The organism is Enterobacteriaceae endosymbiont of Plateumaris braccata (assembly GCF_012563325.1).
GTDB lineage: Bacteria > Pseudomonadota > Gammaproteobacteria > Enterobacterales > Enterobacteriaceae.
The window spans coordinates 235568-261072 of sequence record NZ_CP046232.1; the positions used below are offsets into that span (position 1 = coordinate 235568).

Sequence of the window (25505 nt, forward strand, 5' to 3'; positions counted from 1 at the left end):
AATTATACATAATTATATTAATATATATATTAATATTAATAATTAATAGTATATTATATATTAAATTTTTTTTATAATAATTTATTTTAATTATTTTAAATAAATAAACTTTTATAAAATATATTTTTGGAATATTAAATGAATAATTATGATATAAGTTCTAAAATAAATTTTTTAGATATAAATATTTTTTATATAGAAAAATTATATCAAAAATTTTTAGTAAATCCTTTTTCTATAGATAAATCTTGGAAAAATTTTTTTCAAACATTTACAAATAATACAAATAGTGATTTTATAAATTTTTTAAATAAAAAAAATCTTAATAAGAATTATATTCAAAATTTATACTTAATAGAAAAATTAAATCAATTAATTAATAACTTTAGAATTCTAGGTCATTATTATTCTAATATAAATCCTTTAAAAAAAAACGAAAAAAAAATAAATCATATTTTTAATTTAGAAAATTATAAATTTATTAAAAAAAATTTAAATGAAAAATTAAAAATAAATAATTTCCCAAATAAAATATCAATTATTGATATTTATCATTTTTTTAAAAATGTATATTGTAATTCTATTGGGATAGAATATATGCATATATATGAAAATGAAAAAATTTGGATTCAAAATAAAATTGAAATAATAAAAAAAAATTTTTCTCATGACGAAAAAAAAATATTTTTAGAAGAACTAATGGCTTCACTAATATTTGAAAAATTTATAAGTAAAAAATTTCCAGGATCAAAAAGATTTTCTTTAGAAGGATGTGATGTTTTAATTCCAATATTAAAAGAAATAATACGTTATTCTAGTAATAATAAAAATAATATAACAGAAATAGTATTAAGTATGGCTCATAGAGGAAGATTAAATGTTTTAACAAATATTATGGGTAAAAAAACTGAAGATATTATAAATGAATTTAATAATATTATTATTAATGAATATTGTTCGGATGATGTAAAATATCATTTAGGATATGATTGTAATATAAACATAAATAATAAAATTATTAAATTAAAATTAGCTTTTAATCCATCACATTTAGAAATAATTAACTCTGTTATTATGGGTATAACTAGAGCAAAAAATGATTTATCAAAAGAAAAAAATAAAAATCAAAAAATACTACCTATTAATATCCATGGTGACTCTTCTATTACAGGACAAGGAGTTGTACAAGAAATTTTAAATATGTCTAATACTAGAGGATATAATGTTAAAGGAACAATTCATATTATTATCAATAATCAAATAGGATTTACTACTTCAAATATTAAAGATTCTAGGTCTAGTCATTATTGTAGTGATATAGCAAAAATGATTCAGTCTCCTATTTTTCATGTAAATGCTGATAATGTAGAAGATGTAATTTTTATATTACGTGTAGCTATTGATTTTAGAAATAAATTTAATCGAGATGTTTTTATAGATTTAGTTTCTTATAGAAGGTATGGACATAATGAATCTGATGATCCTTATATTACACAACCAATTATGTATAATATAATAAAAAAACATCCAACAATTCAAGAATTATATTCTTCTAAATTAATTGCAAATAAAATAATAGATAAACAATATTATCTAAATTTAGAAAAAAAATATTATAATTTACTTAATAATGGTGATTATTTAACAAAAACTTTTTTAAATAAAAAAAAGAAAAATAAATCTATCAATCAAAATATTATAAATATAGATTATTTAAAAAAACTACTTATTAAAATCTCTACTATTCCTAAAAATTTTAATGCACATCCTAGAGTAATAAAAATTTTTTCTGATAGAATTAATATGGTAAATACAAAAAAAATTGATTGGGGAGCAGCAGAAAATTTAGCATATGCTCATATTTTAAATTATGGAATTTCATGTCGTTTAACTGGACAAGATGTAAAAAGAGGTACTTTTTCACATAGACATGCTGTTATCTATGATCAATTAAATGGAAGTTCTTATTGCCCTTTACAAAATATTAAATCAGACCAAGGAATATTTTATATTTATAATTCTGTTTTATCAGAAGAGGCTGTATTAGGGTTTGAATATGGTTATTCTATTAATCATTCAAATATATTAACAATTTGGGAAAGTCAATTTGGAGATTTTGCTAATGGAGCTCAAATTGTTATAGATCAATTTATAAGTTCAGGAGAAAAAAAATGGAATTATAAATCTAATTTAATTCTTATATTACCTCATGGATATGATGGTCAAGGTCCTGAACATTCTTCTGCTAGAATAGAAAGATATTTACAATTAAGTGCAGAAAATAATATGAAAATTTGTATACCAACTAATACATCACAAATATATCATTTATTATGTAAACAAGCATTTAATGTAAATAAAAAGCCACTTATTATTATTTCTCCAAAAGCTCTTTTAAGATATAATTTAGCTAAATCAAATCTAAATGATTTAGTAAATAAAAAATTTTTTTCTGTTATAGATGAAAATAAAATTGATATTGATATTTTAAATGTTAAACGTATTATTTTTTGTTCAGGAAAAATATATTATGATTTATTAAACTATAAAAATAATATAAAAAATAATAATATATTTATTATTAGAATTGAACAATTATATCCGTTACCATTAAAAAGTTTAAATAAAATTTTTAAAAAATATAAAATAATCAATAATTTTATTTGGTGTCAAGAAGAACCTAGAAATCAAGGAGCTTGGAACTATATTCAGTATAATTTTCAAAAAAAATTTTTTTGTAAAATTAATTATATAGGCAGAAGTGAATCTTCTTCTCCAGCCACAGGTCACTTATCTATTCATAAACAAGAACAACAAAAAATATTATACTCAGCATTTAATACTAATAAAATTTATAATAAATAAAATTTTTAAAAAATTAGGAAAATATAATATATGAATATTATTAATATTATTGTTCCAGAATTACCAGAATCAGTTAATAACGCTGTTATAATTCAGTGGCATAAAAAACCAGGAGACAAAATATATCTTGATGATATTCTTGTAGAATTAGAAACTGATAAAGTAGTATTAGAAATACCTGCTACTAAAAATGGTATTTTAAATAGTATTTTAGTGGATACTGGTAACATAGTAGAATCTCAACAAATTATAGGTACAATAAATTTAACAAAAAATTTAGATAATGTTGCATTAAATATAACAAATAATAAAAATAACAAATTAAAAAAACAATTAAATAATTTTAAAAAAAATAATTTTACAGATAAAAAAATTAATGATTTTAGTCCATCTATTCGTAAAAAAATTAAAACAAATAACATTACTATAGAACAAATTAATGATTTTAATAATTTAAATATAAATAAAATAAAAAATTTTCATAAAAAAGAAAAAGATAGTTCATTAGTTAATAATTATAAACGTGTTAAAATGACACCAATTAGAAAACATATTGCTCAAAGATTGATGGAATCAAAGAATAATTCTGTAATGTTAACTACTTTTAATGAAGTTAATATGCAAAAAATTATTAATATAAGACAAAAATATGGTGAACTTTTTAAAAGAAAATATGAGATTAAATTAGGTTTAACATCTTTTCATGTAAAAGCTGTTTCTCAAGCACTTAAATTTTTCCCTAAACTAAATGCTTTTATAGATGGAGAAGATATTATTTATAATGATATATATAATATCAATATAGCATTATCAACAGAAAGAGGTTTATTAGCACCTATTATAAAAAATACTAATAATTTATCTTTAGTTGAAATTGAAAAAGAAATAAAAAAACTAGTTGTTAAAGGAAATACAAATAAATTATCTGTTGATGATTTGTCTAGCGGTAATTTTACAATTACTAATGGAGGTGTTTTTGGTTCACTTATGTCTACACCAATTATAAATCCTCCTCAAAGTGCTATATTAGGAATACATGCAATTAATAATAGACCATTTGTATTAAATAATAAAATTAGTATTGTACCTATAATGTATTTAGCATTATCATATGATCATCGTTTAATAGATGGGAAAGATTCAATAAAATTTTTATTTTTAATAAAACAATTATTAGAAGATCCATTTCGTTTATTATTAAATATTTAAATTAATTAAATTTATAATTAAAAATTTAATTTTAATTTTAATATTATATATTCTAAATATATATAATTTAATTAAATAAAAATTAAAATAATTTTTATTATAAAAATATGATTTTAAATTTCATTTAAGTTAATATGTGTAATACAATTATATTGTATTTTAAATAAATGATTTTATCATATAAAATTAGATTAGTAGTTAAGGATTAATAATGTTAAATGTTATTGAATTATCAAGATTACAATTTGCATTAACAGCAATGTATCATTTTATATTTGTTCCTTTAACATTAGGTATGTCTTTTTTGTTAGCTATTATGGAAACATTATATGTTTTATCTGAAAATATAATATATAAAGACATGACACAATTTTGGGGAAAATTATTTGGTATAAATTTTGCTTTAGGTATAGCTACTGGATTAACAATGGAGTTTCAATTTGGAACAAATTGGTCATATTATTCTCATTATGTAGGAGATATTTTTGGTGCACCATTAGCAATTGAAGGATTAATGGCATTTTTTCTTGAATCAACTTTTGTTGGTTTATTTTTTTTAGGATGGAACCGTTTAAATAAAATTCAACATATGATTGTTACTTGGTTAGTAGCAATTGGTTCCAATTTTTCTGCTTTGTGGATTCTTATAGCTAATGCATGGATGCAAAATCCAATAGCTTCTCATTTTAATTATAAAAATATGAGAATGGAAATGGATAATTTTTGGGATTTAATTTTTAATCCTGTAGCTCAAGTAAAATTTGTACATACAGTTTCAGCTGGATATATAACTGGAGCAATGTTTATAATTGGTATTAGTTCTTATTATCTTTTAAAAAAAAGAGATATTATATTTGCAAAAAAATCAATAATTATTGCTTCTAGTTTTGGTTTGGCTTCTATTTTTTCTGTTATAGTTCTTGGTGATGAATCAGGATATCAAATGGGAGAAGTACAAAAAACTAAACTTGCAACTATTGAAGCAGAATGGGAAACACAAAAACCACCAGCATCATTTACAATTATAGGTTTTCCTAATCAAAAACATCAATTAAATAAGTATTCAATAGAGATACCTTATTTATTAGGATTAATAGCTACAAGATCTACGAATACTCCTATTTTAGGAATTAAGGATTTAATTAAAAACCATGAATTAAAAATTAATAATGGTTTAAAAGCATTAATTATTCTTGAAAAAATACAAAATGGTTCAGCTAATAATAATAATATAAATTATTTTAATAAAATTAAAAAAGATTTAGGATATGGTTTTTTAGTTAAACAATATACTAATGATATAAATAATATAAAAATAAGTCAAATTAAAAAAATAGCTACAAGTACTATTCCATTAGTAGCACCTCTATTTTTTGCTTTTAGAATTATGGTTGCTTCCAGCGTTGTTTTATTAATTACTGTTATTTTAGTATTTATTAATATATTAAATAACAAATTAGTAAATAAAACATATTTATTAAAATTTTGTTTATATATAATTCCATTACCTTGGATTGCATCTGAATCAGGATGGTTTGTTTCAGAATATGGTAGACAACCATGGGCAATAGGTGAAATATTACCTACATTTATGGCGGGTTCATCAATTAAAACAATAGAAGTTTTATTTTCTATAGTTACGATTTTTGTTTTTTATACAATATTATTATTAATTGAGTTATATTTAATGTTTAAAATTTCTCGTATTGGACCTAGTTCTTTAAATACTGGAAGATATTATTTTGAAAAAAAAATTTTTTCTAATCAATTATAATTTTTACATAAATTATTTATATAAAAATATATACTATAGTAGGTTATTTTAAATGTTAGATTATAATGTTTTATGTATAATTTGGTGGTTTTTAATTGGAATATTAGTTATTGGTTTTCTTATTACTGATGGTTTAGACATGGGAGTAGGAATTTTATTATTTATCATAGGTAAAAATAATCTTGAAAGACGAGTTATGATTAATAGCATTGCACCTCATTGGGATGGTAATCAAGTTTGGTTAATTACAGTAGGAGGTGCGTTATTTGCAGCTTGGCCTATTGTTTATGCTACACTTTTTTCTAGTTTTTACATAGCAATGATAATTATGTTATTATCGTTATTTTTACGTCCTGTTGGTTTTGAATATCGTTCTAAAATAAAAAGTTATAAATGGCAAAATGTATGTGATATATTAATTTCTATAGGTAGTATTATTCCACCTATTATAATAGGAATAGCTATGGGAAATTTATTAAAAGGTATTCCTTTTTATATTGATAGGTATTTCTCTATCCATTCTACATTACATTTTTTTAATTTATTTAATATATTTAGTATAATAATTAGTATGACTAGTGTTACTATGTTTATTAATCAAGCATCTACTTATTTACAACTTAGAATAAACGATAAAGATATTAGTTATAAAGCTCATATTATCACTCTAATTTCATCAATAATATTAATTGTATTTTTTATATTATCTTTTATAAATACAATGTTTTATATTAAAGGATATAAATTATCAATTATGAATGGCATTATTAATTTAAATAAAAAAGAAGTTTTACATACATATGGTTCTTGGTTTGCTAATTTTGAAATACATAATTATTCATTAATAATACCATTAATATGTTTAATATTACCAGTTTGTACAATAATATATTCACAACTTAAAAATAAAATTATGACTTTTATTTGCTCTTCGTTAACTATAACATTTATTGTATTTACTGTAGGAATTACAATGTTTCCTTTTATTATACCTTCTAGTACTGTACCATTACAAAGTCTTACTATGTGGAATTCAGCTTCAAGTAAACTTACATTAAGTATAATGTTATATGCAGCTATTATTTTCATACCTATTATTTTAGGTTATACTTTTTGGTGTTATAAGAAAATGTTTTTTCCCCTTAATAAGGAAGAAATTAAAAAAAATACAAATAATTATTATTAAAAAATATAAAAATATAATTACAATGGTGATGAGTATGTGGTATTTTACATGGTTTATAGGTGTTTTATTAGCATGTTTTTTTAGTATAATAATTTCACTTACTATAGAATATAAAGAAAAATAAAATAATATATATTTAATAAAATATTGTTAAATATTAATATTCATTATTAATAAATTAATTATTAGTAATAAAGATATTTTTAGATGGTTTTTCTTTGTATATAAAAATATGTTATTATTTAAATATTTATTTAATATAACTATTATTAGTAATAATATATTAAATTTTTAGTTAAATAATAATTTATCTATATTATAACATATTTAAATAAACTTATTTTTAATAAAGAATGAATAATTCAAATAAATATAATGCTGATGCTATTGAAGTATTAGAAGGATTAGATCCTGTAAGACGTAGACCAGGAATGTATACAGATCTTACTAGACCTAATCATTTAGGTCAAGAAATCATAGATAATAGTGTAGATGAAGCATTATCTGGTTATGCAAAAAATATTGAAGTAATTTTATATAAAGACCAATCATTAGAAGTTATTGATGACGGTAGAGGTATGCCTGTTGATATACATCCTCAAGAAAAAATTCCAGCTGTTGAACTAATTTTATGTCGTTTACATTCAGGAAGTAAATTTTCTAATAAAAATTATAATTTTTCTGGAGGATTACATGGAGTTGGAATTTCTGTAGTAAATGCATTATCTAAAAAAATGAAAGTCACTATATTTCGTCATGGTAAAGTTTATACTATAATTTTTAAAAATGGTTATAAAATTCAAGATCTTCAAATAATCAATAATACTAAAATAGTAAGTACTGGAACAAAAATAAGATTTTGGCCTAACAAACGTTTTTTTGATCACTCTACTTTTTTAGTTTCTAGTTTAATAAATTTATTAAAAGCTAAAGCTGTATTATGTCCTGGATTACAAGTATATTTTAAAAATAAAAATACACAGGATAATTATCATTGGCACTATAAAGATGGTTTATCTGATTATTTATCTAATTCTATAAAAAATTTTAATACAATACCAAAAATTCCATTTAAAGGTGAATGTTATAATGATAAACAACATATAGATTGGGCTTTGTTTTGGGTACCAGAAAATCATCATTTTATTACAGAAAGTTACGTTAATTTAATTCCAACAACATATGGAGGAACTCATGTTAATGGATTACGTTTAGGATTATTAGATGCTATGCGTAATTTTTGTCATTTTCATAATATCTTACCTAGAAATATAAAATTATTAGGAGAAGATATTTGGAGTCATTGTTCTTATGTACTATCTATAAAAATTCAAGACCCACAGTTTACAGGACAAACTAAAGAAAGATTATCTTCACGCCAATGTACGATATTTGTTTCTAACATAATTAGAGATGCTTTTATTTTATGGTTAAATCAAAATATTGAAATTGGTACTTATTTAGCTAATATGGTGATTTCTAATGCTCAAAAACGTATTAGAGAATCAAAAAAATTAGTTAAAAAAAAAAATAGTATTAGTTCAATATTACCTGGAAAATTAGCTGATTGTATAATTCATAATTCTAAAAATACAGAATTATTTTTAGTAGAAGGAGATTCTGCAGGAGGTTCAGCTAAACAAGCTCGAGATAAATATTATCAAGCAGTTATGCCTTTAAAAGGAAAAATTTTAAATACATGGGAAATTAATTCTGAAGAAATTTTATCTTCTCAAGAAATATATGATATTTCTCTTGCAATAGGAATTTGTCCTAATAATAAAGATTTAAAAAAATTAAGATATAATAAAATTTGTATTTTGGCAGATGCTGACTCTGATGGATTACACATTGCTACACTACTATGTGCTTTATTTATTCGTCATTTTTTCCCCTTAGTAAAGGAAGGACATATTTATGTTGCTATGCCTCCTTTATATCGTATAGATTTAGGTAAAGAAGTATTTTACGCTTTAGATGAAAATGAAAAAATTACTATTTTAAATAAATTAAAAAATAAAAAGAATAATATTAATGTTCAAAGATTTAAAGGATTAGGTGAAATGAATCCTATTCAATTACGTGAAACAACATTAAATCCTGTTAGTAGAAGATTGGTGCAATTAATAATTAATAATACTGACACAGAAATAAAAGAATCATTATCTATTATGGATATGTTACTTTCTAAAAAAAGATCTGAAGATCGTCGTAAATGGTTACAAAAAAAAGGTGATATTTCTAATATATAGATTTGAAAATATTTATTAATTTATAAAAAATTATATATTATAATATATGTTCATTTATTAACTAATTAAATTATTTTAAAAAAGATATAATTTTTTATGTCAAAATATTAATTTCAGTTTTAAATAAATATTTAATTTTAATATATAATTATTAATTATAATAATTATATTATAAAATTTTACAATTACATGAAAAATTTATTTTTATAAATATATAATTATTTAATTAATTTAATTAAATATAATTTTTAACATTATTAATTAATAATTTTATCAAAACATTTAATATATATTTATATAATTTTTATTAAAATAAGGAATAATACACCATGTCAGATAATTTATATAATGACGTGGATCCAATTGAAACTAATGATTGGATACAATCCATAGTATCTGTTATAAAAGAAGAAGGTATTGAAAGAGCTGAATTTTTATTAAAAAAATTAATAATACATGCTAACAAATATGGAGTAATATTAAAAATAAAAAATAATAATTATATTAATACTATTTCACCAGAAAAAGAACCTATATATCCTGGAAATATTCTTTTAGAAAAAAAAATAAGATCTTTTGTTCGTTGGAATGCAATTATGATGGTTTTAAAGGCTTCAAAAAAGGATTTAGATTTAGGAGGTCATATTTCATCTTTCCAATCTTCAGCACATATTTATGAAGTTTGTTTTAATCATTTTTTTAGAGCATCAACTAAAGATAATTGTGGAGATTTAATTTATTTTCAAGGACATATTTCTCCAGGAATATATTCTAGAGCTTTTATTGAAGGAAGATTAAATACAAATAATCTTAATAATTTTCGTCAAGAAATATCAGGTGAAGGTCTTTCTTCATATCCACATCCTAAATTAATGCCTAATTTCTGGCAATTTCCTACTGTATCTATGGGTTTAGGTCCTATAGCAGCAATATATCAAGCAAAATTTTTAAAATATCTTGAAAATAGAAAATTGAAAAATACATCTAAACAGAAAATATATGCATTTATAGGTGATGGTGAAATGGACGAACCTGAATCTAAAGGTGCTATTAATATAGCAGTTCGTGAAAAATTAGACAATTTAATTTTTGTTGTAAATTGTAATTTACAACGTTTAGATGGTCCAGTTTATGGTAATGGTAAAATTATTAATGAATTAGAAAATATTTTTTATGGTGCCGGCTGGGAAGTAATAAAAGTTATTTGGGGACATAATTGGGATTTATTGTTTAAAAAAGATAAAACAGGAAAATTAATTCAATTAATGAATGAAACTACTGATGGAAATTACCAAAATCTTAAATCTAAAAATGGTGATTATATAAGAAAAAATTTTTTTGGAAAATATAAACAAACATTAGATCTTGTAAAAGATATGACGGATCTAGAAATAGAACAATTAAATTATGGTGGACATGATTCTAAAAAAATTTATGCTGCTTTTAAAAAAGCATATAGTATTAAAAATAAACCTATAATAATATTATTACACACAATTAAAGGATATGGTCTTGGTAATATAGCAGAAAGTAAAAATATAGCACATCAAATAAAAAAAATGGATTTTAATACAATTAAATATATTAGAAATCGTTTAAATATACCAATTAATGATGTAGATTTACATTTTTTACCTTATCTTTCTTTTGAAAAAAATTCTAAAGAATATAAATATATACATCATCAAAGAAAAAAACTAGGAGGATATCTTCCTACTAGAAGAAGAAATTTTAGTGAAAAATTAAAATTACCATTTTTATCTGATTTTAGTTCTTTATTTAAAAAACAAGAACAAAAAACATCTACTACTATAGTTTTTATAAGAATATTAAATATAATGCTAAGAAATAATTCTATTAAAAATAGAATAGTACCTATTATTGCTGATGAAGCACGTACATTCGGAATGGAAGGTTTGTTTAGACAAATAGGAATTTATAATTCTAATGGATTAAATTATATACCTCAAGATATAGAATTATTAGCTTATTATAAAGAAGATAAAAAAGGACAAATTTTACAAGAAGGTATAAATGAATCAGGAGCATTTGCTTCTTGGATAGCAGCCGCTACATCTTATTCTACTAATAATTTTCCTATGATACCTTTTTATATTTATTATTCTATGTTTGGTTTTCAAAGAATAGGTGATTTTTGTTGGGCTGCTGGAGATCAGCAAGCTAGAGGTTTTTTAATAGGAGCAACTTCTGGAAGAACAACATTAAATGGTGAAGGATTACAACATGAAGATGGTCATAGCCATATTCACTCTTTAACAATTCCTAATTGTATTTCATATGATCCTGCTTACGCATATGAAATAGCTATAATTATATATAATGGATTACAAAGAATGTATGGTAAAAAACAAGAAAATATATATTATTATATAACTACCACAAATGAAAGTTATTATATGCCTGAATTAACTCTTAATTCTAATATTGAATATGGTATTTGTAAAGGAATTTATAAATTACAAACAATAACAGGATATATAACAATTCAATTATTAGGATCAGGGTCAATATTACGTCATATTATTGAAGCTGCAGAAATATTATATAACGAATACAATATAGGATCTAATATTTTTAGTGTAACTTCTTTTACAGAACTAGCTAGAGAAGGTCAAGATTGTGATAGATGGAATATGTTACATCCATTAGAAAAAAATCGTATACCATATATTACAAGTGTTATGAATAACGAACCAACAGTAGCTGCTACTGATTATATGAAACTTTATGCAGAACAAGTTCGTAAATATATACCTTCAAATAATTACATTGTTTTAGGAACAGATGGATTTGGCCGTTCTGATAGTCGTAATAATTTACGAGATTTTTTTGAAATTAATAAATTATATATTGTTTTAGCAACATTAAATATGTTAGTTAAACTAAATTTAATTGATAAAAAATTAGTTCTAAATTTTATTACAAAATATAACATTAACGTTAATAAAAATAATCCTAGAATATCATAAAAAGGAAAATATTAATATGAAAATAAAATTACCAGACATAGGAATTGAAAAAATGAAGGTTACTGATATTCTAGTAAAAAAAGGAGATCAAATATATAAAGATGAATCTATTATTGTTATAGAAGGAGAAAAAACTTCTATGGAAATACCTTCAACAGAAAATGGTATTATAAAAAATATTAAAGTATCAATTGGAGATATAGTACATACCGGATCTATAATTTTAGAATTAAATAATAATATTTCAACAATAAATAATAATACTAATATAATTTCTAATCATATTAAAGAAAAATCCTCTGATGTTGATTTAATTAATAAAATTATTGTTCCTAATATTAACAATAATGAATCTATGAAAATAATTAAAATTTTTGTAAAAGAAGGAGATAAAATTTATAAAAATAATCCATTAGTAACATTAGAAAATAATAAAACTAATTTTAATGTAATTTCATTTTATGATGGTTTAATAAAAAAAATAATAATTAAAACAGGTGATGATGTTAAATCAGGTGATATTATAATGTTGATATCTGTTATTACATCAAAAAATATAAAAAAAGATAATATAGATATAAATTCTTTATTAAATATAAATAATATTATTAAAAAAAATAGTATACATGCTTCACCTTCTGTAAGAAAAATAGCAAGACAATTAAATATTAATTTATCAAATATAATTGGAACTGGTAAAAAAAAAAGAATCTTAAAAGAAGATTTATTAAAATATATATCAATAAATGATAATAATCAAAAAAATATAAGTAATATTTCTCTTCCATTATCTCATAATTACTTTCAAAAATTTGGAGAAATAGAAGAAAAAAAAATGAATCAAATTCAAAAAATATCAGCTAAAAATTTGACTAAAAATTGGGTAAATATTCCTCATGTTACTCAGCATATTGAAGCAGATATAACTGTATTAGAATCATTTCGTCTTCAAAAAAATAATGAATTTAATAAAAAAAATCAAGATATTAAAATTACATTATTAAGTTTTTTAATTAAAATATGTGCAAATGCTTTAAAAAAATATCCTATATTTAATTCTTCTTTATTAGATAATGAAAAAATAATTTTAAAAAAATATTATAATATAGGTATAGCTATAAATACCAATAAAGGATTATTAGTACCGGTTATATTTGATTTAATGAATAAAAATATTATTGATATATCGAAGGAATTGATTTTATTATCTAATAAAGCTAAATTAGGTAAATTAATTCCTAGTGATATGCAAGGTGGATGTTTTACACTATCTAATTTAGGCAGTAAAACTGGTAGTTTTTTTACTCCTATAATTAATTCACCTGAAATAGCAATTTTAGGAATTTCTCAAGCTAATATTAAACCTATTTGGGATGGAAAAAAATTTATTCCTCATCTTTTGTTACCGTTATCTTTATCATATGATCATCGAGTTATAAATGGTGTTGAAGCTATTATTTTTTTAAATTATATTTGTGATTTAATATCTGATATTAGAAATTTATTAATGTAGTAAAAATTAAAATAAGATACTAAATTTATTAGTAATTAATTATAGAGATAATTATGAGTAAAAAAATTAAAACTTCAGTAGTTGTAATAGGAGGAGGACCTTCAGGATATTCTGCTGCATTTCGTTGTAGTGACTTAGGAATAAAAACTATAATAGTAGAGAATTATTTAAATCTAGGTGGTGTATGTTTAAATGTAGGATGTATACCTTCTAAAACATTACTACATATAGCAAAATTAATAAAAGAAAATAATAATTTTTTTAACAAAGGTATATTAAACAATATTCCAAATTTAAATATAGAAAAAATTATTTTATGGAAAAATGAAATAATAAAAAAATTATCTAATGGATTAAATTTTCTTGCACGTTCTAGAAAAATAAATGTTATTAATGGAATTGGTAAATTTAAAACACCAAATATTCTCGATGTTAAAAATAATAATGATTATTATCAAATAGAATTTGAACACGCTATTATTGCTACAGGATCTAAACCTATAAAACTACCATTTATTCCTTATGATGATGATAGAATATGGAATTCTACAGACGCACTATTATTAAAACAGATTCCTAAAAAAATATTAATTTTAGGAGGAGGAATTATTGGTTTAGAAATGGCAACTATTTATCATGCTTTAGGTACTGAAATTAATATTATTGAAATGTCTAATAAAATATTACCATTAGTTGATAATGATATTATGCAAGTTTATAATAATAGCATAAAAAATAAATTTAATATTATGTTAAATACAAAAGTTATATCTATAGATAATAAAAAAGATTTATTAAAAGTTTATATGACTAATGATAATAATAAATCTATTTTTTCTAAAAAATTTGATATTATTTTAACAGCTATAGGAAGAAAACCTAACTCAAATTTTATTAAAAATAATTCATTTAATATTCAAACTAATAATGATGGATTCATTAAAGTTGATAATCAAATGAGAACTAATATTTCTCATATATATGCTATTGGAGATGTTATAGGACATCCTATGCTAGCTCATAAAGGAATTCATGAAGGTCACTTAGTTGCAGAAATTATATCTGGTAAAAATCATTTTTTTATTCCAAAAGTAATACCTTCTATTGCATATACTGATCCAGAGATAGGTTGGGTAGGAATAACAGAAAAAGATGCAAAAATAAAAAATATAAATTATGGTATCTCATCTTTTCCATGGAATGCGTTAGGTAGAGGATTATGTTCTAATGCAGAAAATGGTTTGACAAAATTAATTTTTGATAAAAACACTAATAAAATCATAGGTGGTTTAATCATTGGATATAATGCTGGAGAACTATTAGGAGAAATTAGTTTAGCCATAGAAATGGGATGTGATGCAGAAGATATATCATTAACAATACATGCTCATCCAACATTTTATGAATCTATAGGTATAACTACAGAAGTATTTTTAGGATCAGCAACAGATATATTAAATAAATAATATTTAAAATATTATGTTAATAAAATTATTTAAATGGGAAGTAATTAAATGTATTAATTACTCTCCATTAATATCTTATTTATATAAATATTTAATTTTTTAATAAAATATCTTTAATTATATTATAATAAATTTTGCTTAATAAATAAAGATCATTAATTTTTACACATTCATTAATTTTATGAATAGTAGAATTTATAAGTCCTAATTCAATTATTTGTGATTTGCTTTTTATAATAAAACGGGCATCAGATGTACCACCATCATTAAAAACTGTTGGATATATATTATTTACTAATTTAATGTTTTTTTTAACAATATTTATTAAATTTTTTGTATTTAAATTATTTATTTCAGGTAAATTTAAAAAAGGTAATCCACTAATATTCCATTTTATATTAAAATTTTTAATATATTTTTTAATAGTTTTATTAAAAATAATTAAAATATCTTTATAATGAATTTCATTACTAAATCTAAAATTAAATTTCAATAAAATATTACTAGGAATAATATTGTTAATATTATTTTTTATAGATGATAACATATGTGTAATTTGCATACTAGTTTTTGGGAAAAATTCATTTCCTTTATCCCATTTAATTAATAATAATTCATTTAAAGCAGGGATTATTTGATGAATAGGATTAATTGCTAATTTATGATAAGCAACATGACCTTGAATTCCTTTAACAATTAACTCAATATTTAAAGAACCTCTTCTACCATTCTTTATATTATCTCCTAATATTTTATTACTTGTTGGTTCTCCTAATATAAAATAATCTAATTTTTCTTTTCTATTTATTAATTCTTTAATAACTTTTTGAGTTCCATTAACTGCAGTACCTTCTTCATCAGAAGTAATTAAAAAAGCTAAACGACCATTATAACAATTAGAATATTTATTAAAAAATGTTTTAGCTGCAATAATCATCGCAGCTAAAGCACCTTTCATATCAATAGAACCACGACCATATAATATATTATTTTTAATAATAGCTTGAAATGGATTAAATTTCCATTTTTTTATATCTCCTGGAGGCACAACATCTGTATGTCCTGCAAAAATCAATGTATCAACTATATTAATATCTGTATTATTATGACGATATGCCCAAAAATTTTTAGTATCTTTAATATTAAAAATTTCTATATTAAAATTTAGTGCATGTAAAGCATTTATTAAAATATCTTGACATCCTGCATCATAAGGACTGATTGAGGGACAATTAATTAATTTTTTTGTTAAAGTTACTATTTGATTTAACATATTTTTTATTATTTTATATAATATTAATTAAATAATTATTTATTAAAAATAAAATTATTTATTTAAATAAATTTTATTTTGTAAAGCTAATAACCATACTTCTTCTATTTTTTTTACAGGAAAAATTTGTAAATCTGTAATAATATTTTTAGGTATATCTTCTAAATTACGTTTATTTTTTTCAGGAATCAAAACAGTATGTACTCCTCCTCTATGTGCTGCTAATAATTTTTCTTTTAATCCACCTATTGGTAAAATTTGTCCTCTTAATGTAATTTCTCCTGTCATAGCTATATTAGCTTTTACAGGATTATTAGTTAAACATGATATAAGTGCTATACATATAGCAATTCCAGCACTAGGTCCATCTTTAGGAGTAGCTCCTTCTGGTACATGAACATGTATATCTAATTTTTTATAAAATTCATTATTAATACCTAATATTTGTGCTCTTGATCTTACTACTGTTAGTGCTGCTTGTATAGATTCTTGCATTACTTCACCTAAAGAACCTGTATATGTTAATTTTCCTTTTCCAACCATACATGCAGTTTCAATAGTTAACAAATCTCCTCCAGATTCTGTCCATGCTAATCCAGTAACTTGTCCAATAAGATTTTCTTTTTCTGATTTACCGTAATCAAATCTTTTTACTCCTAAATATTTTTTTAAATTTAAATTATTTATTATAATAGATTTAATATTTTTTTTTATTAAAATATTTTTAACTGCTTTTCTGCATAAAGTAGATAATTCACGTTCTAAATTACGAACTCCTGACTCTCTGGTATAAAATCTAATTATATCTATAATAGCTGTATTATATATTTTTAACTCATTTTTTTTTAATGCATTTCTATGAAATTGTTTTGGTAATAAATATTTTTGTGCTATATTTAATTTTTCATCTTCAGTATATCCAGATAATCTAATAACTTCCATTCTATCTAATAATGGAGATGGAATATTAATAGCTGAATTAGAAGTAGCTACAAACATAACATCAGATAAATCATAATCAACTTCAAGATAATGATCATTAAAAGAAACATTTTGTTCGGGATCTAATACTTCTAATAATGCTGAAGCAGGATCACCTCTCATATCATATGATATTTTATCTATTTCATCTAATAAAAGTAGAGGATTTTTAACACCAATTCTAGATATTTTTTGGATAATTTTACCAGGCATAGAACCTATATATGTACGTCTATGTCCTCTTATTTCACCTTCATCGCGAATACCACCTAATGCCATTCTAATAAATTTTCTTCCAGTAGTTTTAGCAATAGATTTACCTAATGATGTTTTCCCTACTCCTGGTGGACCAACTAAACATAAAATAGGACCTCTTATTTTATTTGATCTATTTTGTACTGCTAAATATTCTAAAATACGTTCTTTTACATTTTCTAATCCAAAATGGTCAGCATCTAACATTTTTTTTGCTTTAGATAAATCTTTTTTTAATCTACTTTTAGTATTCCATGGTATTTGTACCAACCACTCTATATAACCTCTAACTACTGTTGCTTCTGCAGACATTGGAGACATCATTCGTAATTTTTGTAATTCAGAATCAGCTTTTTCTTTAGCTTCATTTGGCATTTTAGCTAATTCTATCTTTTTTTTTAATATTTCATTTTCATCAAGATTATTATTATCCATTTCTCCTAATTCTTTTTGAATAGCTTTAATTTGTTCATTTAAATAATATTCTTTTTGACTTTTCTCCATTTGTTTTTTTACTCTATTACGGATTTTTTTTTCAACTTGTAATAAATCAATTTCTGACTCCATAATAGCCATAAGGTGTTCTAATCTTTCGTTAATATTAGACATCTCTAAAATTAATTGTTTATCTTTTAGTTTTAAAGTCATATGTGAAGCAATAGTATCTGCTAACTTTGCTGCATTATTTATATTATTTAATGATGTTAATACTTCTGGAGGTATTTTTTTGTTTAATTTAATATAATTTTCAAATTGATTAATAGCTGTTCGTACTAAAACTTTTTGTTCTTTTTCTTCAATATTTGGAGAAATGATATAAATAGCTTGAGCAGTAAAATAATTACTATTATCAGTAAGGGTAATTATATGAGCTCTTTGTAATCCTTCTACTAATATTTTTACAGTACCATCTGGTAATTTTAACATTTGTAAAATAGAAGTAATGGTACCAACAGAAAATAAATCATCAATGCTCGGATCATCATTAGATGCGTCTTTTTGAGCAACTAACATAATTTTTTTATCATTATCCATAGCAGATGATAAACAATGAATAGATTTTTCCCTACCAATAAATAAAGGAATGACCATATGAGGATATACTACAACATCACGTAATGGCAACACAGGTATTACAATACGTTCTGAATGTTCAGAATTCATAGAGATTTCTCTTTATTTTGATGATAAATATTAAATTATATAATTTATAAAAATATCAATTAAATTTTAAAACATTAAAAAATATTTATTTAATAAATATTTTTTTGTTTTTAAAAAATTATTTAAATATTATTTTTATATTGAATAATTGGTTTAGATGAATCATTAATTACTGCACTATTAATTATAACTTTTTTTATATTATTTAATGATGGTATATCATACATTATATTTAATAATTTTTTTTCTATTACAGATCTTAATCCACGCGCACCGATGTTTAATAATATTGCTTTTTTTGCAATAGCATGAATAGCATCATTTTGAAATTCTAATTTTATATTTTCATATTCAAATAAAGCTTGATATTGTTTAGTTAAAGCATTTTTAGGTTCTAATAAAATTTTTATTAATCCATTTTTATCTATTTTTTCTAATGGAACAATAATCGGTAATCTTCCTATAAATTCAGGAATTAATCCAAATTTGATTAAATCATCAGGATTAGCTTTTAAAAATGATTGAAGTTTATTTTTTTTATAATTATTATCTTTTATTTTAATACTAAAACCCATTTTATTAGAAATATTTAATCTATTAGATATAATTTTATCTAAACCATAGAACGATCCAGCACAAATAAATAATATATCTTTTGTATCTACTTGAATAAATTCTTCTTGAGGGTGTTTTCTACCTCCTTTTGGTGGTACTGAAGATATTGTACCTTCAATTAATTTTAATAAAGCTTGTTGTACTCCTTCACCAGAAACATCCCTTGTTATAGAAACATTTTCTGACTTTTTTGATATCTTATCAATTTCATCAATATATATTATTCCTTTTTGTGCTTTTATTATATCATAATTAGATTTTTGTAATAATTTTTGAATAATATTTTCAACATCTTCACCAACATATCCTGCTTCCGTTAGTGTAGTAGCATCAGTTATAGCAAAAGGAACATCTAAAAATTTTGCTAATGTTTTAGCTAAAAGTGTTTTACCACATCCAGTAGGTCCTAATAATAAAATATTACTTTTTTCTATTTCTATATTCTTATTATTACTATATAATCTTTTATAATGATTATAAACTGCTACTGAAAGTATTTTTTTAGCTATTGTTTGATTTATAACATAATTATTTAAATAATCAAAAATTTCATGGGGTGTAGGTAATTTTTTATTATTATATAAATAAATATTATTATCTTGATTATCAAATTCTTCTTGAAGCATGTTATTACATAAAAAAATACATTTATCACAAATATAAACAGAATTTCCAGATATTAATTTATTAACTTCATTTTGATATTTTCCACAAAAAGAACAACATAAAAGATTATTTGATTTCTCTTTGTTATTTGTCATTAAATACCTCATTCATAAATAATGAAACTTATATATTTTAATAATATTAATCTTATTTACGATTATATATAATATTATCTATAAGACCATATTTTACCGCTTCTTCAGCTGATAAAAATCTATCTCTATCAGTATCTTTTTCAATAAGATCAATTGATTGACCAGTATGAAATGACATTAATTTATTTATATGATTTTTAATTCTCAAAATTTCTTGAGTATGAATTTCAATATCTGTTGCCTGTCCTTGATAACTACCTATTGGCTGATGTATCATCATTCTTGCATTAGGTAAACAAAATCTTTTATTTTTTTTCCCTGATAAAAGTAAAAAAGCAGCCATTGAACATGCTTGTCCTATGCATATAGTACTAATATCTGGTTTAACAAATTGCATTGTATCATATATTGACATTCCTGATGTTATAGTACCTCCTGGACTATTTATATAAAGATATATATCTTTATTAGAATTTTCTGATTCTAAAAATAAAATTTGAGCAACTATTAAATTAGCCATATTATCTTCAATATTTCCTATAAGAAAAATAATTCTTTCTTTTAATAATCTAGAAAAAATATCATAAGATCTTTCTCCTCGAGGAGTTTGTTCAATAACCATTGGAATCATATTTAATTTATTTTTAACAAAAATTTTGTTATTATTTGTATATAACATTATTTATCCTTTATTTATGTATATATTTATTTTTTATATAAGATAATTATATATATTTCATATAATAGTTGTATAATTATATACATAAATAATTAAATTTTATTTTAAACTTATATTTAAATATTCATGTTTTATATCTTTATAACTATATTGAATTTTATTTACTAACATTGTTTTTAAAATTACTTGAATTGCTTGATATTCTAATATTGAATTATATAATTTTTGTTTTAAATTTTTATTTATTAAATAATATTTTATTATTTTTTGTAATTGAAGATTATCGTAATAACATGTATAAGAAGATAATTCTTCATAAATAAAATCTATTATTAAATTTTTGTTAAATTGAATTTTAAAATCAGTAATAATTTTATTTATTAAAATTTTTATTAAAGTATATTTTTTAGCTTTATTATATAAAGTATTTAAATTTAATTTATTAAATTTATTTTTATTTTTTTTATATATTTTATTAATAGAATTAAATTCTGAATTTACTAATAATAATGGTAATTTAATCTCTTTATGTAAATTAACTAAAATAGTTATTACTTTATATTTAATAATATAGCGAATCATTTTATTTGTTTTAAATTGTAGTTGTTTTTTAACTATTTTATATAAATCTGTAAAAGTAAAATTAGTAATAAAATTAGAATTAAATATATTTTTTTTATTTGTAAAGAAAATTTTTTGAGTTTCTACTTTTTTAATTAAAATAAAAAAATGTTGTTCTGTTCCAATTAATTGTTTATTAGGATAATTATTAGAAATTAATACTTTAATATTAAATTTATCTCCACTTTTTTTACCAATAATATTTGGTTCTAAATTAGGTATTAATGTCCATTTATCAGATAAAAATAATTTGACATTAGTAAATATTTTATTTTTATAATTATTCATATATATAAATATATCAATAATTACTCTGTCTGATAAATCAGCTGTTTGATTTTTTTTATCTATCCATATAATTTTTTTATTATAAATTTTATAAATATAATTATTAATATCATTATTATCAATTTTTACTGTTGGTATATTTATTTTTATATTATTTAATTTTAATAAATTAAATTCAGGATAAATTTGAAATGTTACAGTAAAAATAAAATCCTTATTTATTTCATATTTATTATAATTATATTTAGGTAATCCTATTATATTTATTTTTTTCAATTGAATTTCTTTTAAAAATTTTTTTTTCATTAAATTATTTAATACATTTAACTGTACTGATTTTTTATAAAGATTATTAATAAGATTCAAAGGAGCTTTCCCTTTACGAAATCCTTTAATTATTTTATTTTTTGATAAAATTTTTAATTCTTTTTGAATAATATTTTCTATGTTTGTACTATTAAGTTTAAGAATCATTTTATGATTGATATTTTGTAATTCTAAATCATACATAATGTTATAACCTTATATACATATTACATTTAATAATTTATAATAGATTTATTTTTTAAATGAATTCTTTATTTATTATTATTTTAATTATTTGAAATAATAGGTATTGTATATTTTAATTTTTTCCATTCTTTATTAGTGTAAGTATATAATGATAGTGCATGGATATTATTTAATTCTTTATTTAATATATTATATACAGATCTATGACGAGTAATAAATCGTTGTCCATTAAAATTATCACTTACTATAATAATTTTAAAATTACTTTTAATATTATTAAATATATTATTTGAATTATTATTCACGTAATTAATTTCTAAATATATAGGATTAAATATGGTTTTTAATTTATTTTCTATTTGTGTTTTAAACATAATTTTTACTTTATTAAATTAAATTTAATATGAACTAATAAGTTTTCTGTTTACATATAAATTTTTATAAAAAATTAATAATTTTTTATAAAAATAAATATATTATTTTAAATATAAAAAATATAAATTTAAAATTAATATTTTTTCATTTCAGAAATAATAAATTTTATTATAGTGGAATTTCCAGCTAATATATTTTTTGAATATTTATAATTACAATTTCCTAAAAAATCTGTTATTAATCCTCCTGATTCTTTTATAATAAGTTCTCCAGCAATAAATTTATCAAAATTAGTAATATTATTACTTATATAACAATTAATTCTATTAGCAGCTAAATATGCTAAATCTAAAGATAAAGAACCACTAATACGAAAAGATATTAAATTATTTATAAATAATTTAATTAAATTAATATTTATATTATTCTCAGAAATAAAATTTTTATTTAAAGCAAGTAACATTTTACTATTTAAATAATGATTAATACGTAATCTATAACCATTTAATTGAGCATCTTGACCTCGAATAGCTGTAAATAAATCATTTTTTAATGGATCATAAATTAATGATATTTCAGTTTTACCTTTTATACAAATAGCAATAGAAGTAGCAAAATGAGGTAATTTATTTATAAAATTTATAATTCCATCTAAAGGATTTATGATCCATTTAGTTTTTTTATATTGAATAATAAAAATTCCTTTTTTATTAAAAATAATAATTTTTTTTGAATATATATCAGAAAATTTCTGTAAAATAATATTTTTTATACTTTTATTTATTTTTTCTATAAAAATATCAATATTTATTTTTTTATTTAAAATATTAGTTGTTTGTATCTCATAATTTTTTATAATAATATTACCAATTTCTCGAATTATACGTATAGCAATATTAAGCATAGGACGCATATGTATTTCTCATTAAATTAATATATAAATTAAATAATACCTTAAACATGTATTTAAATTTTATTAAATATAAAATATTTTATTTTTTTATAAAAAGTTATTTATATATAATATATTGTGATTTTTTTTCAAAGATATTATAAAATATCTTTTATCAATAATAAATTTAATTAATTTTTATGTTAAAAATTACTAGTACAGCAGAAAAATATCTTTATTATTTATTATCTTCTAAAAAAAATAAACAAATTAGAATTAGAATTCTAAAAAATGAAAACAATTCTTTTACAGGAAATGTTTATTTTTGCGATACAAAAAAAATAAAAGATACTGATTTTGAAATTAAATTAAAAAATTTTTCTATATTTATTGAAAAAAATAATTTTAAATTATTACAAAAATTAAAATTAGATTTAATTAATGATAATTTAAGTAAAAAATTATTATTTACAATAACACAAAACAATATTAATAAAAATAATAAAAATCTAATTTTTTTAAAAGAAAAAATTAATTTTTTTTTAAAAGAAAAAATTAATCCTAAATTATTAAATCATGGTGGTTATGTAATATTAAAAAAAATTACTCCAGATTATTTATTAATGTTAGAGTTTTATGGAGGTTGTAAAGGATGTTCTATGATTAATAATACTTTTAAATATTGGATAGAAAAAGAATTATTAAGTAATTTTACCGAATTAAAAGGAATTTTAGATATTACAAAACATAATATTAATAAATTTTCTTATTATTAATAAATAATTTAATTATTAAAAATTTATATTTTAATATAAATTATATATAAAAATATATTTTGTTATTTATTTAACATAAATATTTAGCTTTTTATATGTAAATATATTAAAATATATATAAAAAGGAAGAAATATGCCAGTAATAGTACCAGAAAAATTACCTGCTATTGATTTTTTAAAAAAAGAAAATATAGTTTTATTGACTAAGCCTAAAAATTATAAAAAAATATTTTGTTCAAAAAAAATTATTATTTTAAATCTTATGTTTAAAAAAATAAATACAGAAAATCAACTTATTAGATTATTGTCAAATTCTCCTTTATTAATCAATTTATCTTTATTATGTATAAATGATTGTCAATCTAATAATATATCTTCTATAAAACATACAAAAAAATTTTATTTTACTCTAGAAGAAATCAAAAATGAATATTTTGATGGATTAATTATTACTGGTGCTCCTTTAGGATTAATTGATTTTTCTCAAATTAGATATTGGAAAAAATTTATAAAAATAATAACATGGGCAAAAAATCACGTACATTCTATTTTATCTATATGTTGGTCAGTACAAGCGATATTAAATATATTATATGATATTCCTAAAAAAATTAATAAATTTAAATTATCAGGAATATTTAAACATAAGATTTTATTTAAAAATAATCTTTTAACAAAAGGATTTGATGACTATTTTTTTGTTCCACATTCTAGATATGCTAATTTTTCTATAGATATAATAAAAAACTATACAGATTTAAATATTTTATCCGATTCTAAAAAAGCTGGAGTTTATTTATTAACTAGTAATAATAAACAATATACATTTATAACTGGCCATCCAGAATATGATGCTGAAACTATAGCTGAAGAATATAAATATGACTCCAGTATTAATTTAAATCCTCCAATTCCATTTAATTATTTTCCTAATGATGATATCACATTAACTCCTAAAGTTAATTGGAGAAGTCATGGTAGTTTATTATTTTCTAATTGGTTACATTATTTTGTTTGTTAACATAAATGAATAAAAATTATTTATCACTTACAAAAA

18 protein-coding genes are annotated in these 25505 nt (G+C 20.6%); 11 read left to right on the top strand and 7 right to left on the bottom strand.

Translation table 11 applies throughout. The annotated features are described in order from the left end of the window. Positions 1 to 138: 138 nt before the first annotated feature. The 9 genes from GJT80_RS01105 to lpdA all read left to right on the top strand — a co-directional run bounded on the left by GJT80_RS01105 (position 139) and on the right by lpdA (position 15255). On the top strand, positions 139 to 2865 hold the full coding sequence (locus GJT80_RS01105) for a 2-oxoglutarate dehydrogenase E1 component (RefSeq protein WP_168867555.1): 2727 nt from the start codon (positions 139 to 141) through the stop codon (positions 2863 to 2865). Between the two features lie 30 nt (positions 2866 to 2895). Continuing rightward, complete coding sequence (gene odhB / locus GJT80_RS01110; protein WP_168867556.1) at positions 2896 to 4074, top strand: 2-oxoglutarate dehydrogenase complex dihydrolipoyllysine-residue succinyltransferase; 1179 nt, start codon at positions 2896 to 2898, stop codon at positions 4072 to 4074. Between the two features lie 211 nt (positions 4075 to 4285). After that, the gene (locus GJT80_RS01115; protein WP_168867557.1) at positions 4286 to 5848 is read left to right on the top strand and encodes a cytochrome ubiquinol oxidase subunit I; all 1563 of its coding nucleotides are present in this window, start codon (positions 4286 to 4288) and stop codon (positions 5846 to 5848) included. 52 nt (positions 5849 to 5900) lie between these two features. Next, on the top strand, positions 5901 to 7034 hold the full coding sequence (cydB, locus tag GJT80_RS01120) for a cytochrome d ubiquinol oxidase subunit II (RefSeq protein WP_168867558.1): 1134 nt from the start codon (positions 5901 to 5903) through the stop codon (positions 7032 to 7034). A gap of 34 nt (positions 7035 to 7068) precedes the next feature. After that, positions 7069 to 7158, top strand: coding sequence for a cytochrome bd-I oxidase subunit CydX (gene cydX / locus GJT80_RS01125; RefSeq protein WP_168867559.1), 90 nt, complete (start codon positions 7069 to 7071; stop codon positions 7156 to 7158). A 229-nt stretch (positions 7159 to 7387) separates the two neighbouring features. Continuing rightward, positions 7388 to 9286, top strand: coding sequence for a DNA topoisomerase IV subunit B (parE, locus tag GJT80_RS01130; protein ID WP_168867560.1), 1899 nt, complete (start codon positions 7388 to 7390; stop codon positions 9284 to 9286). 329 nt (positions 9287 to 9615) lie between these two features. Beyond that, positions 9616 to 12276, top strand: a complete 2661-nt coding sequence (gene aceE / locus GJT80_RS01135) for a pyruvate dehydrogenase (acetyl-transferring), homodimeric type (protein WP_168867561.1) — start codon at positions 9616 to 9618, stop codon at positions 12274 to 12276. 16 nt (positions 12277 to 12292) lie between these two features. Beyond that, complete coding sequence (locus GJT80_RS01140) at positions 12293 to 13789, top strand: 2-oxo acid dehydrogenase subunit E2 (RefSeq protein ID WP_168867562.1); 1497 nt, start codon at positions 12293 to 12295, stop codon at positions 13787 to 13789. A 53-nt stretch (positions 13790 to 13842) separates the two neighbouring features. Next, complete coding sequence (lpdA, locus tag GJT80_RS01145; RefSeq protein ID WP_168867563.1) at positions 13843 to 15255, top strand: dihydrolipoyl dehydrogenase; 1413 nt, start codon at positions 13843 to 13845, stop codon at positions 15253 to 15255. A gap of 91 nt (positions 15256 to 15346) precedes the next feature. Here the strand turns inward: lpdA and dapE are convergent, their stop codons facing one another. From dapE to GJT80_RS01180, 7 genes are all read right to left on the bottom strand, one after another. Continuing rightward, a complete protein-coding gene (gene dapE, locus GJT80_RS01150; RefSeq protein ID WP_168867564.1) occupies positions 15347 to 16528 on the bottom strand; it encodes a succinyl-diaminopimelate desuccinylase in 1182 nt (393 codons plus the stop codon). A gap of 54 nt (positions 16529 to 16582) precedes the next feature. After that, positions 16583 to 18928 (bottom strand): endopeptidase La, encoded by a 2346-nt coding sequence (lon, locus tag GJT80_RS01155; protein ID WP_168867565.1) that lies wholly within the window; start codon positions 18926 to 18928, stop codon positions 16583 to 16585. A gap of 122 nt (positions 18929 to 19050) precedes the next feature. Beyond that, positions 19051 to 20304, bottom strand: coding sequence for an ATP-dependent Clp protease ATP-binding subunit ClpX (gene clpX, locus GJT80_RS01160; RefSeq protein WP_168867566.1), 1254 nt, complete (start codon positions 20302 to 20304; stop codon positions 19051 to 19053). Between the two features lie 52 nt (positions 20305 to 20356). Further along, complete coding sequence (gene clpP, locus GJT80_RS01165; RefSeq protein ID WP_281349003.1) at positions 20357 to 20983, bottom strand: ATP-dependent Clp endopeptidase proteolytic subunit ClpP; 627 nt, start codon at positions 20981 to 20983, stop codon at positions 20357 to 20359. 99 nt (positions 20984 to 21082) lie between these two features. Continuing rightward, entirely contained in the window at positions 21083 to 22402 is a 1320-nt protein-coding gene (gene tig, locus GJT80_RS01170; protein WP_168867567.1) for a trigger factor, read from the bottom strand. Between the two features lie 83 nt (positions 22403 to 22485). Continuing rightward, positions 22486 to 22779: a BolA/IbaG family iron-sulfur metabolism protein gene (locus GJT80_RS01175; protein ID WP_168867568.1), complete on the bottom strand. Its 294-nt coding sequence runs from the start codon at positions 22777 to 22779 to the stop codon at positions 22486 to 22488. Positions 22780 to 22913: 134 nt separating this feature from the next. Beyond that, entirely contained in the window at positions 22914 to 23693 is a 780-nt protein-coding gene (locus GJT80_RS01180) for an inositol monophosphatase family protein (protein WP_168867569.1), read from the bottom strand. 179 nt (positions 23694 to 23872) lie between these two features. Here GJT80_RS01180 and GJT80_RS01185 point away from each other — a divergent pair, with 179 nt between their 5' ends. Beyond that, the gene (locus GJT80_RS01185) at positions 23873 to 24448 is read left to right on the top strand and encodes a NifU family protein (RefSeq protein ID WP_168867570.1); all 576 of its coding nucleotides are present in this window, start codon (positions 23873 to 23875) and stop codon (positions 24446 to 24448) included. A gap of 133 nt (positions 24449 to 24581) precedes the next feature. Then, positions 24582 to 25469, top strand: coding sequence for a homoserine O-succinyltransferase (locus GJT80_RS01190; protein ID WP_168867571.1), 888 nt, complete (start codon positions 24582 to 24584; stop codon positions 25467 to 25469). Positions 25470 to 25505 lie beyond the last annotated feature (36 nt).

Excerpts from the sequence above, each read along its gene's own strand:
- GJT80_RS01105 (WP_168867555.1), top strand. The coding sequence starts at position 139 with ATGAATAATTATGATATAAGTTCTAAAATAAATTTTTTAGATATAAAT.
- odhB (WP_168867556.1), top strand. The coding sequence starts at position 2,896 with ATGAATATTATTAATATTATTGTTCCAGAATTACCAGAATCAGTTAAT.
- GJT80_RS01115 (WP_168867557.1), top strand. The coding sequence starts at position 4,286 with ATGTTAAATGTTATTGAATTATCAAGATTACAATTTGCATTAACAGCA.
- cydB (WP_168867558.1), top strand. The coding sequence starts at position 5,901 with ATGTTAGATTATAATGTTTTATGTATAATTTGGTGGTTTTTAATTGGA.
- cydX (WP_168867559.1), top strand. The coding sequence starts at position 7,069 with ATGTGGTATTTTACATGGTTTATAGGTGTTTTATTAGCATGTTTTTTT.
- parE (WP_168867560.1), top strand. The coding sequence starts at position 7,388 with ATGAATAATTCAAATAAATATAATGCTGATGCTATTGAAGTATTAGAA.
- aceE (WP_168867561.1), top strand. The coding sequence starts at position 9,616 with ATGTCAGATAATTTATATAATGACGTGGATCCAATTGAAACTAATGAT.
- GJT80_RS01140 (WP_168867562.1), top strand. The coding sequence starts at position 12,293 with ATGAAAATAAAATTACCAGACATAGGAATTGAAAAAATGAAGGTTACT.
- lpdA (WP_168867563.1), top strand. The coding sequence starts at position 13,843 with ATGAGTAAAAAAATTAAAACTTCAGTAGTTGTAATAGGAGGAGGACCT.
- dapE (WP_168867564.1), bottom strand. The coding sequence starts at position 16,528 with ATGTTAAATCAAATAGTAACTTTAACAAAAAAATTAATTAATTGTCCC.
- lon (WP_168867565.1), bottom strand. The coding sequence starts at position 18,928 with ATGAATTCTGAACATTCAGAACGTATTGTAATACCTGTGTTGCCATTA.
- clpX (WP_168867566.1), bottom strand. The coding sequence starts at position 20,304 with ATGACAAATAACAAAGAGAAATCAAATAATCTTTTATGTTGTTCTTTT.
- clpP (WP_281349003.1), bottom strand. The coding sequence starts at position 20,983 with ATGTTATATACAAATAATAACAAAATTTTTGTTAAAAATAAATTAAAT.
- tig (WP_168867567.1), bottom strand. The coding sequence starts at position 22,402 with ATGTATGATTTAGAATTACAAAATATCAATCATAAAATGATTCTTAAA.
- GJT80_RS01175 (WP_168867568.1), bottom strand. The coding sequence starts at position 22,779 with ATGTTTAAAACACAAATAGAAAATAAATTAAAAACCATATTTAATCCT.
- GJT80_RS01180 (WP_168867569.1), bottom strand. The coding sequence starts at position 23,693 with ATGCGTCCTATGCTTAATATTGCTATACGTATAATTCGAGAAATTGGT.
- GJT80_RS01185 (WP_168867570.1), top strand. The coding sequence starts at position 23,873 with ATGTTAAAAATTACTAGTACAGCAGAAAAATATCTTTATTATTTATTA.
- GJT80_RS01190 (WP_168867571.1), top strand. The coding sequence starts at position 24,582 with ATGCCAGTAATAGTACCAGAAAAATTACCTGCTATTGATTTTTTAAAA.